Below are 18,732 nucleotides of genomic sequence, written 5' to 3' on the forward strand. Positions count from 1 at the left end.
GGAATTTGTTCATGTCCCAGCTTCCCGCCCTCGTTCCCGGCTCGCGCCAGCCCGCCGCCAATACCCTGGCAGGGCAAACGCCGCCTAAAACGGGCGCCGGCCTGGCCGCTTCCCCCCTGATGCAGCGCACGGCGCAAGACGTGGTCGCGCTGTCGAAGAATGGCCTGGACCTGTCGGCCAAGGGGCTGTCGCAACGGACCGATGCGCTGGGCAACGCCACCGTCGACGTGGCGCAGGATTTTCTCTCCAACATGACGCGCCAGCTGTTCGGCGACGGCGCCAGCATCTCCTTCGATTCCGTCGATTTGCAAGCCGGTTCCAGCTTCAGCAGCGGCAGCGGCAGCGTCTCGGGCGCCGGAGGCAGCAGCCGCGCGGCCGCCTTCAGCCTCGATGAAAACGCCCATTTCATCGGCAAGGGCAAGATCACGACGGCCGATGGGCAAACCTTCGACTTCGAAGTGGAAGTGCAATATCAATCGAACATCAGCGCGGGCGTGCTTGAGCAAACGCAAGGCGAAACGCCGGAAGCCACATCATCCGAAGACGGCGCCCTGCCCGCCAAAGAGTTGCCCGCCACGCACTTCGGCGGCAATCTGCACGACCTGTTCAAGCTGCTGGGCCAGCAATTGCAAAGCAATCTCTATCAGGGCACGTCCGATGGCGCCAGCGCCAGCGGCAAGGATGGCGACCTGGCAGGCAGCCTGAGCTTGCGTTTGCTCAAGCTGGTGCAGCCGGACGCGGCGGTCAAAGCCGACCAGAAAGCCGTGGAAACGACGCCGGAAGACCAGGCACGCGCCCGCGCGCTGGCACTCGCCTATGGCACGGACACTGCTAACGGCACGGCCAGCGACGTATAATGGAAGACGGCCTGCGCAGGCGACCATGCCGCGCGCCCCCTTCTATCGATTGAAATCCATGTCCGACACTTCTTCCCCTACCGTTCATCCGCAGATCCACTGGAGCGAAAACGGCGCCGAGCATTCGGCCCGCTGGCGCTCGGAAAGCGGCATGCCGCCGCCCAAGCGCGTCGTCATCGCCGATGACCGCACGACGGCCGACCAGGCTTACCGCCTGGCCTGCGAAGGCACGGCCATGCTGTGGCGCGGCGACTTCCAGAACGCGCGCCAGCTGCTGCAGGCACTGGCGCGGCGCGCCGACCACAAGAACGACAAACCAAGCAAAAAGGCCAAGGCCGCCAAGCTGGCGAAACCCGAACCATCGGCCACGGAAGCCTTCCATTTGCACCGCCAGGCGCAGTCGCAGCGCGCCCGCACCCTGGCCATGCTGCTGCTGCCTTTTGACGCCGACTACACGATCCCGCTGCGCCGCGCGCCGGACGTGAAACTGGCTTGCAATGAAGCATACGGCCGCGGCGAGGAAGCGTTCGTCGCCTCGCTGCGCGAACTGCTGGGCCTGATCGGCGCGCATGAATGGCGCCGCACGGGCGTGGACCTGCCGGCCCTGGGCCAGCGCATCCACCCGCATTACGGCGTGTTCGCGCCCATCCGCGGCGAATACGTGGGCCTGGTGGCGGAAGCGCCGCTGCCCGCGCGCGCCAGCCTGGCCTTCGACATCGGCACCGGCACGGGCGTGCTGGCCGCCGTTCTGGCGCAGCGCGGCGTCAAGCGCATCGTCGCCACCGACCAGGACCCGCGCGCCCTGTCCTGCGCGCGCGAAAACCTGGCCCGCCTCGACTTGATCGACAAGGTCGAGGTGGTGCAGGCCGACCTGTTCCCCGCCGGACGCGCCCCGCTGGTCGTGTGCAATCCGCCATGGCTGCCGGCCCGCCCAAGCTCGCCGATCGAATACGCCGTCTATGATCCGGACAGCCGCATGCTGCGCGGCTTCCTTTCCGGCCTGGCGGAACACCTGGAAGCCAACGGTGAAGGCTGGTTGATCCTGTCGGACCTGGCCGAGCACCTGGGTCTGCGCCCGCGCGCGCAATTGCTCGAATGGATAGCGCAGGCAGGCTTGAAGGTCGTCGACCGCCTGGACGTGAAACCCACGCACCCGCGCGCGCAGGACGCCACGGACAGCCTGCACGCGGCCCGCTCGCAGGAAATCACCTCGCTGTGGCGTCTGGCGGCGGCGTAATCGAGGGTCTGAAACCTGGCCATTGCGCATTGCAGCAAACCCCGCTATAATTCGCCTGCGGGGTGGAGCAGTCTGGCAGCTCGTCGGGCTCATAACCCGAAGGTCACAGGTTCAAATCCTGTCCCCGCAACCAGATACCGAAAAGCCGCTGATTCTTGCAAGAGAATCAGCGGCTTTTTCCATTGCGGCGCAGTATCTCAATGGCCATCCTGCAAGCCAAATATCCTTCATTTCCATCCGCTCTTTCGCAATGCAGCAAACTCGGTTATAATTCGCCTGCGGGGTGGAGCAGTCTGGCAGCTCGTCGGGCTCATAACCCGAAGGTCACAGGTTCAAATCCTGTCCCCGCAACCAATACATAAAAAACCGCTGATGCCTGCAAGGGAGTCAGCGGTTTTTTTCATTCCGGGCCGGGCCCATGCTGTTACGCGGTGACGCTGGCCCTGATCTGCCTGGCCGCCGCATGCAGGCTGGCCGCCACCCGTTCCAGCTTGTCGGCGCCAGCCGTTTCAGCCAGGGCGGCAAACGCGCTGATATGAAACGTGGCCACCATGGCCGGCGACACTTCCAGCTCCAGCGCGGTCTTGCTCAATTCCGTCGACGCCTCGAGATAAGGCTCGCTGCCCGCCTCGAACGCCTGCTTCGTTTCCAGCAATTCCTGTCCGCCCTCGGCCTTGGCCAAACATGCATCGACCTTTTGCTGGAAAGCAGGCAAGGTATCGCGCACGGGGCCGGCGTCGGGCGCCGCTTCCGGCTCCGGCGCCACTGGCGCAGGCGCAGCGGCGGCCGGCTTGTTCGCCGCCGGCATGTCGCGCATCGTCAGCCAGCGCTCGACGGCGAGAAAATCGGCAAACGGCTCGCCCACCTTGGGGTTCATCAGCCAGACTTCGCCCGTGCGCCAGTCGATCCGGGCACCGCGCTCGTTTCTCGCCAACAGAATATCCTTGCCGCCATCGGCATTCGACACCCGGCCGATGTCGATCCAGTTCATCACTTCCGCCTGGCGCGACATCGCGTTGACCCGATGGAAATAGGCCAACCATAAAAATCTGGCGACCAGAAGAACCAGGACACCGCCAACCATCCACATCATTTTTCGCTCCGCTCCGCACCACATCGACAGCCCGCATTTTCTCACATGAAAGCTTGCGCCAAGGAAACTTTTACATCTGCCGTGCGCAGGCGCAAAGCCCGCGCCACGCGCGGCCCGGGCCCGCAGTCGCATTTCAGCAACGCCGCGTTTTCCTGATTGCCTGGCGTGCGCCGCTGCGCTATTATGAGAACAATTCTCATTTAGATTAAGATATTCCATCCCGTCCGCATGCTGTCCGCCCCTTCCCCGCCGTCCGAATTCCAGGCCCTGTACGCCGAGCACCACTCGTGGCTGCTGCACTGGCTGAAGCGCCGCCTGCACGATGCGGGGCTGGCGGGCGACCTGGCGCAGGATACCTTCCTCAAGATCTTCGTTGCGCGCAGCAGTGCCGGGATCGCGCAGCCGCGCCCCTTCCTGGCTACCATCGCCAAGCGCCTGCTGGCCAACCACTGCCGGCGCGAAGAACTGGAACGCGCCTACCTCGACGCCCTGCGGCACCAGCCGCAAGCGAGTACACCGTCGCCGGAAGCGATGTCCATCCTGCTCGAATCGCTGCAACTGATCGACCGCGCGCTGGACCGGCTCTCCGCCAAGGCCAGGGCCGCCTTCCTGCTGGCCCACCTGGACGGGATGAGCTATGCCCAGATCGCCGCCGAACTGGGCACCACCACGCATTCCGTCAAAAAATACCTGAGCAAGGCCAACCTGCTGTGCTTTTTTGCCGTGCCCGATTTTGCCGCGCCCTGACATGCGCGGCGCCACCGTCTACGCCCAGGGCCAGCCCATCGACCTGGCCGTCGCCATGCAAGCGGCCGAATGGCTGACCACCCTGATGAGCGGCGAAACGACGCCGGCGGAAAAAACGGCCTGGCAGCAGTGGCGCCAGGCGCACCCGGACCATGAACGGGCATGGCGTCACATCGAAAGCGTCAGCGGCGGCTTGCGCGAACTCGATGGGCCAGCCAGCCGCCAGGCGCTGCTGCAAAGTCCCCTCTCGCGTTCCGTCTCGCGGCGCGGCAGCCTGCGGCTGCTGGCGTGGGTATCGGCCATCGGCATCACGGGCTGGTTCGGCGCGCGCTCGGAATATGCGCCCGGCATGGCCCGCGCCGCGCTGGCCGACCTGTCCACCGGCGTGGGCGAACGCCGCGAGCTGACCCTGGCCGACGGCAGCCGCCTGCATCTGAACAGCGGCAGCGCCGTCAACATCCGCTACACGGACACGCAACGGCTGCTGCAACTGGTGCGGGGCGAAGTCTTCATCGCCACCGCCCGCGAAACGGGCCGGCCTTACCGCCCCTTCCTCGTCGAAACGGCGCAAGGCCAGGCGCAGGCGCTGGGCACGCGCTACTCGGTGCGCCAGGCGGACGGCAGCACGCTGGTCGCCGTCGAGGAAGGCGCCGTGCGGCTGATGCCGCGCCAGGGCGATGGCAGTCTCGTGATCCAGGCGGGCCAGGGCGGCGGCATGACCGCGCAAAACACCTCGCCCGCGCACGCCGTCTCGCCCGACATCTGGGCCTGGCGACAGGGCTTGCTGCTGGCCGACGCCATGCCGCTGCGCGACTTCCTGCATGAATTGAGCCGCTACCGCCACGGCTTGCTGGGCTGCGACGACGCGGTGGCCGGCCTGCGCATCTCCGGCGTCTTCCCGCTGGCCGACCTGGACGCCGTGCTGCTGTCGCTGCCCGATTCCCTGCCGGTGGACGTGCGCCTGCGCACGCGCTATTGGGTGCAGGTGGAAGCGCGGCGGCAGCGCTGAACATGTATTTTGACGCCAGCGCAAAAAAAAGGTACCCGTTTTCGATTCTCGCGTGACCTGTGTAGGCAACGTTCTTTTTGACGACTACACCACAAGGTAACCATGTCTCCTGCCATTCATTCCAAGCCGCGTATCAAACCCATGGCGTATGCCATCCAATTCGTCTTCATCGGTTCGGCCCTGCTGCTGAACGTCCAGGCGCCAGCCCTGGCGCAGGAAAGCGCGGCCGCCGCTGCGGCCAGTCTCGACTTCCAGGTGCCGGCCGGCGACCTGGCGGCGGCGCTGCGCCAGGTCGCCAGCCAGTCCAGGGTCATCCTCAGCTTCACGCCGGACCAGACGCGCGGCAAGACGTCGGCGGGCTTGAGCGGCCGCCACGACGTGCTGGCCGCCCTGAACGGCGTGCTGCGCGGCACGGGCCTGAAGGCCGAGCGCAGCGCCAATGGCAGCTACGTGCTGCGCCCGGTCCAGGCGGAATCCGGCGCGGAGGCCATCGCCATGATGCCGGAAGTGTCGGTCAAGGCGCAGCAGGACACCACCGAAGGCTCGGGCGCGTATGTCTCCGCCCTGCCGATCGCCACGGCCACGCCGCTGGGCCTGTCGATCAGGGAAACGCCGCAGTCGGTCAGCGTCATCACGCAGCAGCGCATGCAGGACCAGGGCTTGAGCACCATCGCGCAAGTGATGGCGCAAACGCCGGGCATCACCCTGTTTTCGCTGGGCAGTGAGCGCACGGGCTTTACCTCGCGCGGCTATTCGATCACCAATTACCAGCTCGACGGCATCAGCACGCATTCGGAAAACCTGGGCCTCGACGCGATACCGTCGCAAAGCCTGGCCGACATGGCGCTGTACGACCGCATCGAAGTGCTGCGCGGCGCCTCGGGCCTGATGACGGGCGCGGGCGACGCATCGGGCGCCATCAACATGGTGCGCAAGAAGCCGACGGCGCAGTTCCAGGCCGCCGTCGAGGGCGAGCTGGGCTCCTACGATGAGCGGCGCGCCATGGCCGACATCTCGGGTCCGCTGAACGAGGCGCGCACGGTGCGCGGCCGCCTGGTGACCGTGTACGAGGAAGGCGACAGCATCATCGACGGCTACAGCCGCGACAAGAAAGTGGTCTACGGCGTGGTCGAGGCGGACCTGTCCAGCGACACGAAGCTGACGGCCGGCGTGACGCACCAGCGCAAGCGCTCGGACGGTTCCCTCTCCTACCTGGGCTTCCCCCTGTTCTACAGCAATGGCGTCATGACGGACCTGCCCCGCTCCTTCAGCCCGGCGGCCAGGTCGAATCGCTTCAACACCAATTCAACCGACATCTTCGCCACCTTGGAACACGCGCTGGCGAACGACTGGAAGCTGAAAATCTCGGCCAACCGCGTGCAGTCGTCGCAGGAGGAGCGCGCCGTCTACATGAACGTGAGCGCCGGCTTCCCCGACCAGGCCACAGGCGATGGCCTGGGCCTGAGCGCCGACTACCGCGATTACCAGCTGAAGGTCAACAGCGTGGACGTCAACGTGCGCGGGCCGTTCAGCGCCTTCGGCCGCCAGCACGAGCTGGTGCTGGGCATGGACTACAACCAATTCCAGAGCAAGACGGACGGCCGCTTCGACTGGAGCATCCAGGGCAGCGGCGTCAACCTGTACCGCTGGAATCGCCTGGCAACGCCCGTGTTTGGCGATACCTACGTCACCTACGACAGCACGCGCCGCCAGGCCAGCGCGTATGCAGCCACGCGCCTCAACCTGTCCGAGCGCCTGAAACTGATCGCCGGCGCCAAGGTGCTGCGCTACAGCGAGAACTACATCTCGGACGCGCCTTCCGTGCCGTTTTACAGCGCGTCGCCAGCCTCGGAAAGCCGCGTCTTCACGCCGTATGGCGGCCTGGTGTTCGACATCGACGCCACGCACAGCGCCTACGCCAGCTATTCCACCATTTACCAGCCGCAAGCCCAGCAAGACCGCTACGGCAAGCTGCTGGCGCCGCGCGAGGGCAAGACCTTTGAAGCGGGCATCAAGAGCGGCTGGTTCGATGGCCGTCTGAACACGGCCGCCGCGCTGTACCAGATCCGCCAGAGCAACCTGGCCGAATCGGACCCCGGCTACACCGTCCCTGGCACGAACAATCCCGCCAACCGCACCATCAAGGGCGCCAAGACCCAGGGCGTGGATCTGGAAGCGACGGGCGCGCTGACGCCGGACTGGAACATCTCGGCTGCGTGGTCCTACAGCCAGACGGAAAACAATACCGGCAAGGCGATCCTGACCACCTTCCCGCGCCACCTGGTGAAACTGTGGACCACTTACCGCCTGCCCGGCGAGTTCAATCGCCTGACGGTGGGCGGCGGCGTGAACTGGCAAAGCCGCGTGTATTCCGACATCGACGCGTGGCAGATCAACAGTACCCTGCACTGGGAACAGAAGGCGTACTCGGTGGCCAGCCTGATGGCGCGCTACGACGTCAACGACAAGCTCTCTGCCACCGTGAACGTGGCCAACCTGTTCGACAAGCAGTACACGGCTTCCGTGTCGGACTGGTGGTACTCGGGCATGTATGGCCCGGCGCGCAAGGTAGCACTGAAGGTGCGCTACCAGTTCTAGGGCAGGCCGAATATTTCACAGGGGCGCAGGGCCGGTGATACAATTTTCCCGCTTCACGGGCGTTGCCGGCCATTGCCGCCAACGCCCGTGCCCATAGAGACACCCAAGGAGAATGTGTGAAGGACCTCGCCCCCGCCCTGCCAGCCGATCCGGCCGACCAACCCGCCAATCCCTCGCGCCGGCGCATTTTCCAGGCTGCGTCCGCAGTCGGCCTGGCCGCCAGCCTGCCGGCGCTGGCCGACGCCGCACCAGCCAGGAAGACCATCGCCAAGGGTTCGCTCGACGCGAAACTCAAGGCGCACGTCAAGAACGTGGTGGTGATCTATCTGGAAAACCGCAGCTTCAACAACCTGTTCGCCAACTTCCCCGGCACCAGCGCGCCCCTGTCCGCCGTCACGGCGGAACAGGCGCAGCAGCTGGACCGCGACGGCAAGCCGCTGGCCAGCCTGCCGAAGATCTGGGGTGGCCTGGTGCCGAACCAGCAAAATATCGGCGGCACCGATTACCTGATCAAGGAAGAGCAGATTTCCGGCCTGGCCAACGCGCCCTACAAACTGAGCGACGCGGCCGGCAAGCCGCTGCCCGAGAGCATCATCACGCGCGACCTCGTGCACCGCTTCTATAACAACCAGATGCAGATCAACGGCGGCAAGAACGACGGCTTCGCCGCGTGGGCCGACAGCGGCGGCCTGGTGATGGGCCACTATGGCGAAACGTCGAAAAACCTGAACCTGTGGCAGATCGCCGAGCAGTACACCTTGTGCGACAACTTCTTCATGGCGGCCTTCGGCGGCTCCTACATGAACCACCAGTTCCTCGTCACGGGCCGCGCCAACGAATACTTCAATGCTGCCGAGACGGCAGCGAAGAAAAAGATCGCCGTGCTGGCCGACGGCCCGCAAGGCGTGCGCCTGGCCCTGTCTCCCGAGTGCCCCGCCTCGGCGCTGGACGGCAAGCCGAAATACGTGAACGACGGCGCCATCACGCCGGACGGCTATGCCGTCAACACCATGGCGCCGCCCTACCAGCCCAGCTACATTCGCCCTGCCTTCGACGGCGACCCGCTGCACGCCGACCCGGCCGACGCGAATACCCTGCCGCCGCAAACCTATGACACCATCGGCGACCTGCTGTCGCGCAAGGGCGTCAGCTGGGCGTGGTATGGCGGCGGCTGGCAAGCGGCGCTCGACCACAAGGGCGGCGGCAGCAAGCCGAACTTCCAGTTCCACCACCAGCCGCTGAACTACTTCAAGCAGTTCGCCCCCGGCACGGCCGCGCGCGCCGAGCACCTGCGCGACGGCGGCACGGGCGACAGCCCGATCTCGAACAAATTCCTCGCCGCCGCCGTGGCAGGCAAGCTGCCGGCCGTGACCTTCTACAAGCCGCAGGGCAATCTGAACCTGCATGCGGGCTATTCGGACATCGAATCGGGCGACCAGCACGTGGCCAACGTCATCCAGCATCTGAAGGAATCGCCGCAGTGGAAGGACATGATCGTGGTGATCACGTTCGATGAGAACGGCGGCTGGTGGGATCACGTGGCGCCGCCAAAGGGCGACCGCTGGGGCCCGGGCACGCGCATTCCCGCCATCGTCGTCTCGCCGTACGCGAAAAAAGGCGCCGTCGACCACAGTTTCTACGACACGACGTCGATCCTGCGTTTGATCACGCGCCTGCACGACCTGCCGCTGCTCGAAGGCCTGAAAGTGCGCAACGACGCGTTTGCAGCACGGGGAGCCCTACCTCCCGGTGACCTGACGGGCGCCCTCAGCTTCCGTTAAGCCCCACACGGTGCGGCACGCCTGTGATACACTGCGTGCCGCACTTAAATCCGCAGGTCTGCTTTTCCTGCCGATGATATTCACAATGAGCCCGACTCCAGTAGCCGGGCTTTTGTTTTGTGGATGAAGTGAAAGCGTATTGACATAGGCGGGCAGCACCTTGCCCGCCCCTTGGCCTTCGCAGGCCAGGGATAGAGGTTAGCAAATGAGAGATAAAAAAGACAACGCCACCATCGACTTGCCCGGTTTCGGCCCGCCGCCAGCGCTCGAGGCGCCAGAGCCGGCGCCGGAGCCGCAGCGCCGCGCGCGTGCGCGCAAGGTGGCTTTGAAGCAGGTGCAGCTCGAATTGCTGGAGCCGACCGACGCCACGGGCCTGCCCGTATGGACGCGCGACGCCGGCCTCGATCTGACCGGTTTGCCCATCTGGGCGCCCGATAATTAGTACCCCACGCCGGCGGCCGTTCGCCGCCGGCTTCCACACCACCATCCGCACAAGGGCGTAGAACGCCTGTAGACTGTGCCCATTCACCCGCTTTTTACCGGCTCCGCCCTTTATGAACACCACATCCGCCACCACTTCTTTTTCCAGCCTGCCGCTGACGCCCGCCTTTTTGGCCAACCTGGATTCGCTCGGCTACCACGAGATGACCACCATCCAGGCCCAAAGCCTGCCGGCGGTGCTCGATGGCCGCGACCTGATCGCGCAAGCGAAAACGGGCAGCGGCAAGACGGCCGCCTTCGGCATCGGCATCCTGCACAAGCTCAATCCGGCCTGGTTTGCCGTGCAGGGCCTGGTGCTGTGCCCCACGCGCGAACTGGCCGACCAGGTGGCCAATGAGCTGCGCCGCCTGGCGCGCGCGGCCGGCAACATCAAGATCCTGACCCTGACGGGCGGCGCGCCGATGCGCCCGCAAATCGCCTCGCTGGAACACGGCGCCCACATCGTCGTCGGCACGCCGGGCCGTTTGCGCGACCACCTGGGCCGCGGCACCATCAACCTGAATCACGTGCAAACCCTGGTGCTCGATGAAGCGGACCGCATGACGGACATGGGCTTTTACGAGGAAATCGCCGGCATCGTCAGCGCCTGCCCTGCGCGCCGCCAGACCCTGCTGTTCTCGGCCACGTACCCGGAAGACATCCGCCGCGCCACGGCATCGTTCCTCGTCAATCCGCTGGAAGTGACGGTCGAGGCGCAGCACGACAACGACAAGATCGAGCAGCGCTTCTATGAAATCGGCTTCGACGAGCGCAACAGCGCCGTCGGCAAGCTGTTAAAACACTTCAAGCCGGAATCGACCCTTGCCTTCTGCAACACCAAGGTGCATTGCCGCGAGCTCGCCGAGGAACTGCGCCAGCAAGGCTTTTCCGCGCTGGCCCTGTACGGCGAGCTGGAACAGCGCGAGCGCGATGAAATCCTCGTGCTGTTCGCCAACCGCAGCTGCTCCGTGCTGGTGGCCACCGACGTCGCCGCGCGCGGCCTCGATATTTCCGACCTGGGCGCCGTGATCAACGTCGACGTCTCGAAAGACACGGAAGTGCATATCCACCGCATCGGCCGCACGGGCCGCGGCAGCAAGAAGGGCCTGGCCCTGTCGCTGTGCGCGCCGAACGAGAAGAAATGGGTCAAGCTGATCGAGCAATACCAGAACAGCGCCGCCGAATGGCACGACCTGAAGGAACTGGCGGAAGATGACGGAATGGAGGCGCTGCCGGCGCCGATGGTCACCCTGTGCATCATGGGCGGCAAGAAAGACAAGCTGCGCCCGGGCGATTTGCTGGGCGCGCTGACGGGCGATGCGGGTCTCACCAAGGAGCAGGTGGGCAAGATCAATGTGTTCGAGTTCATGACCTACGTGGCGCTCGACCGCAAGGTGGCCGAAGCGGCGTTCAAGCGCCTGAACGCGGGCAATACCTTGGGCCGCGACTTCGGCAACATCAAGGGCCGCAGCTTCAAGATGCGCTTTATCGAGGCGTAAGGCCTTGCAAGGTACGCAGGGCCGCCATGGTCCTGCGTCCCGGGTAGCTGTCCCACACGGGATACTGCCCGCGGTAATAGCAATTCCAGTAACTGACGTTGCGCCGCTCCAGCGTATCGAGATATGCTGGATTCTCCCGCAGGTAGCGCGCCAGTGCATCGGCATTCCAGGCCGGCAGCGCCGCGCCAATTGCCTCGATAATCTCCAGCACATATTCGCCGCACAGGTGCACGACGAAGGGCACCGTCCACGCCCGTTCCTGCAGCAGCAGCTGCCTTGCACACGCTTCGCGCAGATGGCCGTCATGGTGGCGCGTGCCCAGGCACAGGGCGATCACGCCCGCGTCGCCGGGCAGCCGCATACAGGCCAGCAGCGGCTCGCGGTCATAATAGGTGCGCGCCGGGATCAGCAAGGCCTCGCCATCCTGGCGCACGGCAAATGGCGGGTGTGTCCGGCCGCTCCCCAGCGCGGGCAGCAGCTGCGCCACGGTGCCGGCCAAGGCCGCCGGAAAGGCATCCGCTTCAGCCATCGCGCCCCTCCCGGCACACCTTGCGCACGCCCAGTGCGGGTTTATCCATCTTTTCAAAGATCACGTTCGAATACCAGTCGGCCGGATCGCCTTCGGTGGGCTTGCCCAGCGAAATATGGTAGCCGCCGTGGGTGAACAGGGCCGTGGTTTCCTTGCCTGGCGTGGCGCGCTGCAGGAAGGCGGGCCAGGCCGCCTTGTCGACTGGCACAAAACGCGCGGCCAGCAGCGCCAGCAGGCGCGCATGCGTAGCCGGCGCATACGGGAACAGATACAGGTATTCGACCAGTTCGCCGCCATCGGCCAGGCGCGTGACGGCGGCGGTCGCGGCATCGGCCGCCCCCCCGTCGTCGCCAAAGCGGCACAAGATGCCACCGCTGTAGGCGAAGTCGATGACGGTCGCCGGCGCGCACGCCTGCCGTTCGCGGTCGATGCCGACGGGCGGCAGCGCGCGCACTTGCGCCAGCAGCGCTTCGCCGGACGTGGCCAGCACGGGAAAGCCCGGACACTCGCTGGCCGCGCGGGCGGCAGAAAAGGCCAGGCAACAACTCAGTAACAGCAAACGACGCTTCACGGCATCTCCAGTTTCATCAGGCGGCCATTATGCAGGACATCTTCACAAAGGCCGCGCCTGTTGCCCCTGCGGCGTATCGTCGATGTCGTAGCCGGCCGCGCGCGCCAGTTCGCGCAAGCGGTCCGCCTCGGCCCACTGGCGCTGCGCGCGGGCGTGGGCCCGTTCCGCCAGCCACGCCAGCACCGGCTGCGGCACTTCCACCTGCGCCGGCTGCCAGGCCAGCAGATCGAGCCCCAGCGCCGCGTCGAAGCTGGCCATGGTGGCCTTTTTCACGCCATCTGGCAGCGCGCTTTTCAGCAGCTCCCAGGTCACGGCCAGCGCGCGCGGATAATTCAGGTCATCGTTGATGCAGGCCCTAAAACGCGCCAACCATGTCGCATCGGCCTCGCCGTCCGCATCCCCCAGGCCATGCACGGCCACGCGCAGGCGCGCCAGGCCGCTGCTGGCGGCGCGCAAGGCTTCATCCGTAAAATTGAGGCTGCTGCGGTAGTGGGCGCCCAGGCACAGGTAGCGGTAGGCCAGCGGATCGATGCCCTGCTCCGCCAGGCTTTGCAGGCGCAGGAAGTCGCCCGAGGATTTCGACATCTTCGCATCCTGCGTCTTGAGGAAGGCGCCGTGCAGCCAGAAGTTGGCCAGGCGCGTGCCGTGGCGCGCTTCCGTTTGCGCGATCTCGTTGCTGTGGTGGACGGCCACGTGGTCTTCGCCGCCGCAATGGATGTCGAAATACGCGCCCAGGTGCTTTTCCGCCATGGCCGAGCATTCGATGTGCCAGCCGGGGAAACCCAGGCCCCAGGGACTGTCCCACTCCATCTGCCGCTGTCCCGGCACACCGCTGAACTTCCACAGCGCGAAGTCGCAGATGTCGCGCTTCTGTCCCAAGTCCACCCGCTTCCCCGCCTGCAGGCCGTCGCGCTTCAGGCGCGCCAGCTTGCCGTAACTGTCCTGGCGCGTCGTATCGAAATAGATGCCGTCGTCCGTGCGGTAGGTATAGCCCTTCGCTTCCAGGTCGAGGATGAAAGCGACCTGCTCCGCGATGTGGTCGGTGGCGCGGCACCAGACGGTGGGCGGCAGGATATTGAGCTGGCGCAGATCGTCCTCGAACGCGCGGGTAAATTCAAGGGCGATGTCCCAGGCCGACTTGCCGCTGCGGGCGCTGCGCGCTTCGATCTTGTCGTCGCCGCTGTCCGCGTCCGACGTCAAATGGCCCACGTCCGTGATGTTCATCACGTGGCGCACCTGCAAGCCGTTGAACGCGAGCGCGCGGCGCAAGCCGTCGACGAACAGGTAGGTGCGCAGGTTGCCGATGTGCGCGTAATCGTAGACGGTGGGGCCGCAGGCGTACAGGCCCGCCTGGCCCGGGGCGATGGGTTCAAACGGGCGCAGGCTGCGCGCATAGGTATCGTACAGATGAAGTGTCATGCGGGGCTTTCATTAACGCTGCGGAAAAAGAAAATGGCCACAGGTTTTTCAACACTGTGGCCATCGAATGAGGAGTAAAACGTCAGCGGCGCGCAGCCGCATCCTCACGGGGCCAGGCGCACGGACACAGCGCAGCAGCGGCGCCGGATACAGAAACTGGAGTGAGGATGAAAGTGATCATGGGACGAATATCGCATGTACGCGGGCGGGCCGTCAAGCCCTCCCGCGTCACCCGCTTATTTTTTCGCCTGCTCGATCTGTGGCAGCAGCACCGTCAGGATGCCCAGCAGCGGCAGATAGGAGCAGATTTTATACACATAGGCGATGCCGGAGATATCAGCCAGGTGGCCCATGGCGGCGGCCGCGATGCCGGACACGCCGAACATCAGGCCAAAGAAGATGCCTGCGATCATGCCTACCTTGCCCGGCACCAGTTCCTGCGCGAAAACGACGATGGCGGAAAACGCGGACGAAATCACGAAGCCGATGATCACCGTCAGGACGGCCGTCCAGAACAGGTCGACATACGGCAACAGCAGGGTGAACGGCGCGGCGCCCAGGATGGAAATCCAGATCACGCGCTTACGGCCGATGCGGTCGCCGATGGGGCCGCCCATGAAGGTGCCGGCCGCCACGGCGGCGAGGAAGAGGAACAGGTAGAGCTGGGCATCGCCGAGCGACAGGTGGAATTTGTCGATCAGGTAAAACGTGTAATAGCTCGACAGGCTGGCCATGTAGATGTACTTCGAGAACACCAGCAGCGCCAGCACGCCCAGCGCGCCAATCACCTTGTTGCGCGACAAGTTCGGACCATGGCCGCCCGCCTTCGGCTTGAAGCTGGCCAGGTGGCCGCTATACCAGTGGCTGACCTTGTACAGCACGCCGATGGCCAGCACGGCCAGCAAGCTGAACCAGGCGACATTGCCGTGGCCACGGTTCACGATGACGGCGGCCGCCAGCAGCGGTCCCAGGGCGGAACCGACATTGCCGCCCACCTGGAACAGGGACTGGGCAAAGCCGTAGCGCCCGCCCGAGGCCATGCGCGCCACGCGCGACGCTTCCGGGTGGAAAGTCGAGGAACCGACGCCGATCAGGCCGGCGGCGAGCAGCAGGGTCGGAAAGGTCGAGACGACGGACAGCATCAGCACGCCGGCAAGGGTAAAGCACATGCCGACCGGCAGCAGGAATGGCAGCGGACGGCGGTCCGTATACAAGCCGATCCAGGGCTGCAGCAACGATGCCGTGCACTGGAACGTCAGGGTTATAAGGCCGACCTGGGTAAAACTGAGTGAAAACTCGGCTTTCAGCATCGGATAAATCGACGGCAATAATGCCTGGATCAAGTCATTGAGCAAATGCACGAAGGCGACGGCGCCCAGGATGTGCATGGCCAGACCGGATTGTTGTTGGGAACTATGAAGCGAGGGAGCCGCCGGCACGGACTTGGCCAATGGCGGGGCAGTTGTGGTTGTATGCATGTGTCTTCCGCAATAATCGGGCACGGCGGGCGGCCCGGCAAAGAAGCCAGTATAGTATGGTCACTGAACTGATAACTTCCAATAATCGTCGCCCAAGTGACAACTGAGTGACAATCAGGCGACAAGCCAACGACCGACATGTACACCCACCCACCCGCCCAGACCCACCCCGATGGCGTGCCCTTCAGCCGCAGCACCAGCTCGCACGATTACCAGCATGTACCGCGCCCCGTGACGGCCATGTCCAGGCAATATGCGGCCGGCGACTACACGGCGCCGCACAGCCACGTGCGGGCGCAACTGCTGTATGCGACGGAAGGCGTGATGCGCGTTTCCACCGAACATGGCGTGTGGATATTGCCGCCCCGGCGCGCCCTGCTGATCCCCGTGGGCGTCGTGCATGAAGTCCATATCTTGAGCGAACTGAGCATGCGCACCGTGTACATCGATGCGCAGGTGGCGGCCCCGTATGGCGCCGATTGCAAGGTGCTGGAAGTGAGCCGGCTGCTGCGCGAGCTGATCCTGGCCTTGCTGGCCGAACCGATCGAATATGCGCTGGCGGGGCGCGGCGACTGGCTGGCGCATTTGATCCTGTCGGAACTGGCGGCGGCCGACACCGTGCCCCTCGCCATCCCCTGGCCCCGCGACCGGCGCCTGGTGGCCGTCTGCTCGGCCATCATGGACGCGCCCGGCAGCCGGCGCAGCATCGAGGACTGGGCCCAGGATGCGGGCGCCAGCGCGCGCACCCTGATCCGCTTATTCCCGAAGGAAACGGGCTTGCACTACCGCCAATGGCTGCAGCAAGTCCACCTGGCCGAGGCATTCTGCCGCCTGGACCGGGGCGAAGGCGTGGCCGCCATCGCCTATGCGCTGGGCTACGCCAGCCCCAGCGCCTTCAGCGCCATGTTCCGCCGCATCCTGGGCCGCACGCCGCAGCACTACCTGAGCGAGTGGCGCGCCGCGTAGGTCGGCTTAGCGTGGCGCAGCCGCGCGTAAGCCGACAAGCTGCACTGTTGGCATTGTCGGCTTACGCCCTGCGGGCTAAGCCGACCTACAACTTGATTGTTCACCGGCAGCCGCCAAACCAGCGTCGTAGGTCGGCTTAGCGCGGCGCAGCCGCGCGTAAGCCGACAAGCTAAGCTGTCGGCATTGTCGGCTTACGCCCTGCGGGCTAAGCCGACCTACTCTTTTTCGCCAGCAATCAAGCGGTAGGCCAGCGCGCCCAGCAAGGCGCCGATGATCGGTGCCAGCCAGAACAGCCACAGCTGGCTGGTGGCCCAATCGCCTACGTACAGGGCCACGCCCGTGCTGCGGGCCGGGTTGACGGAGGTATTGGTGACGGGGATGCTGATCAGGTGGATCAGGGTCAGCGCCAGGCCGATCGGCAGCGGGGCGAAGCCGGCCGGCGCGCGCTTGTCGGTGGCGCCCAGGATGACGATCAGGAAGAACATCGTCAGCACGATTTCAATGACCAGCGCCGACAGCATCGAATAACCGCCCGGCGAATGGGCGCCAAAGCCGTTCGAGGCAAAGCCCTTGCTGACGTCGAAACCGGCCTGGCCGCTGGCGATCACGTACAGTACGCCGCCAGCCACGATGGCGCCCAGCACTTGCGCGATGATGTAAGGCAGTAACTGGCTGGCGGGAAAGCGGCCGCCCGCCCACAGGCCGATCGAGACGGCGGGATTCAGGTGGCAACCCGAGATGTGGCCGATGGCGTAAGCCATGGTCAGCACCGTCAGGCCAAACGCCAGCGCTACGCCGACAAAGCCGATGCCGAGGCCGGGAAAGGCGGCGGCCAGGACGGCGCTGCCGCAACCGCCCAGTACCAGCCAGAACGTGCCGAGAAATTCGGCGCCATATTGTTTCATGATGTATTCCTTTAAAGTGACGAGAAAACGTGCCAGGGACGACCAATCGGACCGCTCACCACCTTTGCCCGCGCCCAAGGGCGACAGCAAAGCACAGCACCAGCAACGCACGCTGCAGAGCGCGCATAATGACACGACGTCATTATCAATGCAACATTATTGCGTACAATAATGCTAATAGTTCTCTTGACACCTAAAGGTTGTTTTGATAATTCTCATGGCGCGGGGCGGCGCATGTACTTTTCCGGCGCCTCCAGCGGCGCAAAGCCAAAGCCCGCATACAGGCCATGCGCGTCATCGGTGCCCAGCATCCAGGCGACATCGCGCAAGCGCGCATCACCAAGTACGGCGGCCACCATCTGCCTGCCGTAGCCGCGCCCCTGGTAGGACGGCAGCACGAACACGTCGCGCAGGTAGGCAAAATCCGTGTAGTCGGTGATGACCCTGGCGAACGCCACTTGCTGGCCATCCACATAGCCGCCGAAACACAGCGCGTTGGCGATCCCCTTGCGCACCGTTTCGATCGCCACGCCGCGCTTCCAGTACGACTGCTCGCTCAGGTAGCGGTGGATCATGGGCACGTCCAGCTCGCCGCGCTCGCTGGAAATGCGTAGCGGCGCGTGCATCAGTTCTTGTACAGCAAGTCGGCTTCGGCGATGCTGGGCTCGCCGAAATACACGGTGCGCAAGCCGCCCTTGGCATCGCTGCCCATGTACACGCCCGTCATGCTGCGCGCGACGGGGTCGTACAAAATGGAATAGCGGTGGCCGCAATTGTGCGGTTCGCAGACGCTGCTCAGCAGGCGTGCCTTGCCGTCGATCTCGACGGGCTTGAGCGGGCTGGCCACGCCATCGGGCACCCAGCGCTGCCGCTTCAGGCCCGCCTTTTTCAAGCCCTCATTGAAGGCCTTGCGAAAGGCGTAGTCCGCCTTGTAGACATCGGGGAAATACGGACAGGTATGGCCGCCGTCGCAGCTTTGCGCCTGCTCAATCAGCGACAGTCTGGGCGTACGCGCTTGTGCCGGCACGGCGGCCAGCGCCACGGCGGCGCCCAGGAATACGGGTAAAAGCAAACGTACAGACATGCAAACTCCTAAAAGCATAATGTAATGCCGGAAGCATAACAGAATGGCATGCTTGTGCGCGCGCCTCAGGGAGAACAGCGGATGCCGACCACGCCGTTGACCTTGCCTTCCGGCCAGCCCGTCTCGCGCCAGCGGTACACGCCGGGCGCGACGATGATCAACTGCCATTCCACCAGCTTGCCAGCGGCATTGAGGCGGGTCTCATTGTCATAGCGCAACGTCAGGCTGCGCTCCGTTTCCGCCACCACCGTCGCGGCAAAGCGGTTGGTTTCGCCCAGCTTGCTTTTCCACGTGCGGTCGTTGAAGATCGCCAGCCGCTGATGATCGTCAGACAACTGCATGCGCGTAAAGTGCCGCGCTTCTTCGCACACACTATTCGTATTCACGCTGTCGGACCAGCTGCCGGACAGTTGCTCGGCGTCAAAAGGAGTCGGGGTGGCGGCCACGGCCGCACTCAGCAGCAAGCTTGCAAGCATAGT

At 65.0% G+C, this 18,732-nt stretch carries 18 protein-coding genes and 2 tRNA genes; 11 read left to right on the forward strand and 9 right to left on the reverse strand.

Going from position 1 to position 18,732, the window contains the following annotated elements; translation table 11 throughout:
- Positions 1-11: 11 nt before the first annotated feature.
- The 4 genes from OX462_RS18280 to OX462_RS18295 all read left to right on the forward strand — a co-directional run bounded on the left by OX462_RS18280 (position 12) and on the right by OX462_RS18295 (position 2,448).
- The gene (locus OX462_RS18280; RefSeq protein ID WP_409026744.1) at positions 12-857 is read left to right on the forward strand and encodes a hypothetical protein; all 846 of its coding nucleotides are present in this window, start codon (positions 12-14) and stop codon (positions 855-857) included.
- A gap of 58 nt (positions 858-915) precedes the next feature.
- Positions 916-2,094 (forward strand): methyltransferase, encoded by a 1,179-nt coding sequence (locus tag OX462_RS18285; protein WP_070310478.1) that lies wholly within the window; start codon positions 916-918, stop codon positions 2,092-2,094.
- A gap of 56 nt (positions 2,095-2,150) precedes the next feature.
- Positions 2,151-2,227: transfer RNA gene (locus OX462_RS18290), tRNA-Met, on the forward strand.
- A gap of 144 nt (positions 2,228-2,371) precedes the next feature.
- A tRNA-Met gene (locus OX462_RS18295) sits at positions 2,372-2,448 on the forward strand.
- A 70-nt stretch (positions 2,449-2,518) separates the two neighbouring features.
- Here the strand turns inward: OX462_RS18295 and OX462_RS18300 are convergent.
- A complete protein-coding gene (locus tag OX462_RS18300; RefSeq protein WP_139143036.1) occupies positions 2,519-3,133 on the reverse strand; it encodes a hypothetical protein in 615 nt (204 codons plus the stop codon).
- A 282-nt stretch (positions 3,134-3,415) separates the two neighbouring features.
- Here OX462_RS18300 and OX462_RS18305 point away from each other — a divergent pair, with 282 nt between their 5' ends.
- The 6 genes from OX462_RS18305 to dbpA all read left to right on the forward strand — a co-directional run bounded on the left by OX462_RS18305 (position 3,416) and on the right by dbpA (position 11,301).
- Complete coding sequence (locus tag OX462_RS18305; RefSeq protein ID WP_409026745.1) at positions 3,416-3,934, forward strand: sigma-70 family RNA polymerase sigma factor; 519 nt, start codon at positions 3,416-3,418, stop codon at positions 3,932-3,934.
- A 1-nt stretch (position 3,935) separates the two neighbouring features.
- Complete coding sequence (locus OX462_RS18310; protein ID WP_070310477.1) at positions 3,936-4,943, forward strand: FecR domain-containing protein; 1,008 nt, start codon at positions 3,936-3,938, stop codon at positions 4,941-4,943.
- A 141-nt stretch (positions 4,944-5,084) separates the two neighbouring features.
- A complete protein-coding gene (locus OX462_RS18315; protein WP_409026746.1) occupies positions 5,085-7,541 on the forward strand; it encodes a TonB-dependent siderophore receptor in 2,457 nt (818 codons plus the stop codon).
- 116 nt (positions 7,542-7,657) lie between these two features.
- On the forward strand, positions 7,658-9,322 hold the full coding sequence (locus OX462_RS18320) for an acid phosphatase (protein ID WP_409026747.1): 1,665 nt from the start codon (positions 7,658-7,660) through the stop codon (positions 9,320-9,322).
- A gap of 205 nt (positions 9,323-9,527) precedes the next feature.
- Complete coding sequence (locus OX462_RS18325) at positions 9,528-9,764, forward strand: hypothetical protein (protein ID WP_070223821.1); 237 nt, start codon at positions 9,528-9,530, stop codon at positions 9,762-9,764.
- A 112-nt stretch (positions 9,765-9,876) separates the two neighbouring features.
- Positions 9,877-11,301 (forward strand): ATP-dependent RNA helicase DbpA, encoded by a 1,425-nt coding sequence (gene dbpA, locus OX462_RS18330; RefSeq protein ID WP_070223823.1) that lies wholly within the window; start codon positions 9,877-9,879, stop codon positions 11,299-11,301.
- Here the strand turns inward: dbpA and OX462_RS18335 are convergent.
- The 4 genes from OX462_RS18335 to OX462_RS18350 form a co-directional block, all read right to left on the reverse strand.
- On the reverse strand, positions 11,288-11,830 hold the full coding sequence (locus OX462_RS18335; RefSeq protein WP_409026748.1) for a hypothetical protein: 543 nt from the start codon (positions 11,828-11,830) through the stop codon (positions 11,288-11,290). The two genes, dbpA and OX462_RS18335, sit on opposite strands and share 14 nt — an antisense overlap.
- A complete protein-coding gene (locus tag OX462_RS18340) occupies positions 11,823-12,401 on the reverse strand; it encodes a hypothetical protein (RefSeq protein WP_409026749.1) in 579 nt (192 codons plus the stop codon). The genes OX462_RS18335 and OX462_RS18340 overlap by 8 nt, the downstream gene beginning before the upstream one ends.
- Before the next feature lie 42 nt (positions 12,402-12,443).
- Positions 12,444-13,820 carry a cysteine--tRNA ligase gene (gene cysS / locus OX462_RS18345; protein WP_070223828.1) on the reverse strand — a complete coding sequence of 459 codons (1,377 nt, stop codon included), beginning with the start codon at positions 13,818-13,820 and terminating at the stop codon, positions 12,444-12,446.
- Between the two features lie 236 nt (positions 13,821-14,056).
- Positions 14,057-15,208, reverse strand: coding sequence for an MFS transporter (locus OX462_RS18350; RefSeq protein WP_070223830.1), 1,152 nt, complete (start codon positions 15,206-15,208; stop codon positions 14,057-14,059).
- 228 nt (positions 15,209-15,436) lie between these two features.
- Between OX462_RS18350 and OX462_RS18355 the strand changes: the two genes are divergently transcribed.
- Entirely contained in the window at positions 15,437-16,264 is an 828-nt protein-coding gene (locus tag OX462_RS18355; protein ID WP_193725212.1) for an AraC family transcriptional regulator, read from the forward strand.
- Between the two features lie 215 nt (positions 16,265-16,479).
- Here the strand turns inward: OX462_RS18355 and aqpZ are convergent, their stop codons facing one another.
- The 4 genes from aqpZ to OX462_RS18375 form a co-directional block, all read right to left on the reverse strand.
- Positions 16,480-17,169, reverse strand: coding sequence for an aquaporin Z (gene aqpZ / locus OX462_RS18360; protein ID WP_034758233.1), 690 nt, complete (start codon positions 17,167-17,169; stop codon positions 16,480-16,482).
- A gap of 215 nt (positions 17,170-17,384) precedes the next feature.
- Positions 17,385-17,795, reverse strand: coding sequence for a GNAT family N-acetyltransferase (locus tag OX462_RS18365; protein WP_070312216.1), 411 nt, complete (start codon positions 17,793-17,795; stop codon positions 17,385-17,387).
- Positions 17,795-18,253, reverse strand: coding sequence for an Ivy family c-type lysozyme inhibitor (locus tag OX462_RS18370; protein WP_409026750.1), 459 nt, complete (start codon positions 18,251-18,253; stop codon positions 17,795-17,797). Before OX462_RS18370 ends, OX462_RS18365 begins: the two co-directional genes overlap by 1 nt.
- 65 nt (positions 18,254-18,318) lie before the next feature.
- On the reverse strand, positions 18,319-18,729 hold the full coding sequence (locus OX462_RS18375) for a hypothetical protein (protein ID WP_070223698.1): 411 nt from the start codon (positions 18,727-18,729) through the stop codon (positions 18,319-18,321).
- Positions 18,730-18,732: the final 3 nt, after the last annotated feature.

Origin of the sequence: Janthinobacterium aestuarii (genome assembly GCF_046113285.1) — a bacterium.
Lineage (GTDB): Bacteria > Pseudomonadota > Gammaproteobacteria > Burkholderiales > Burkholderiaceae_D > Janthinobacterium.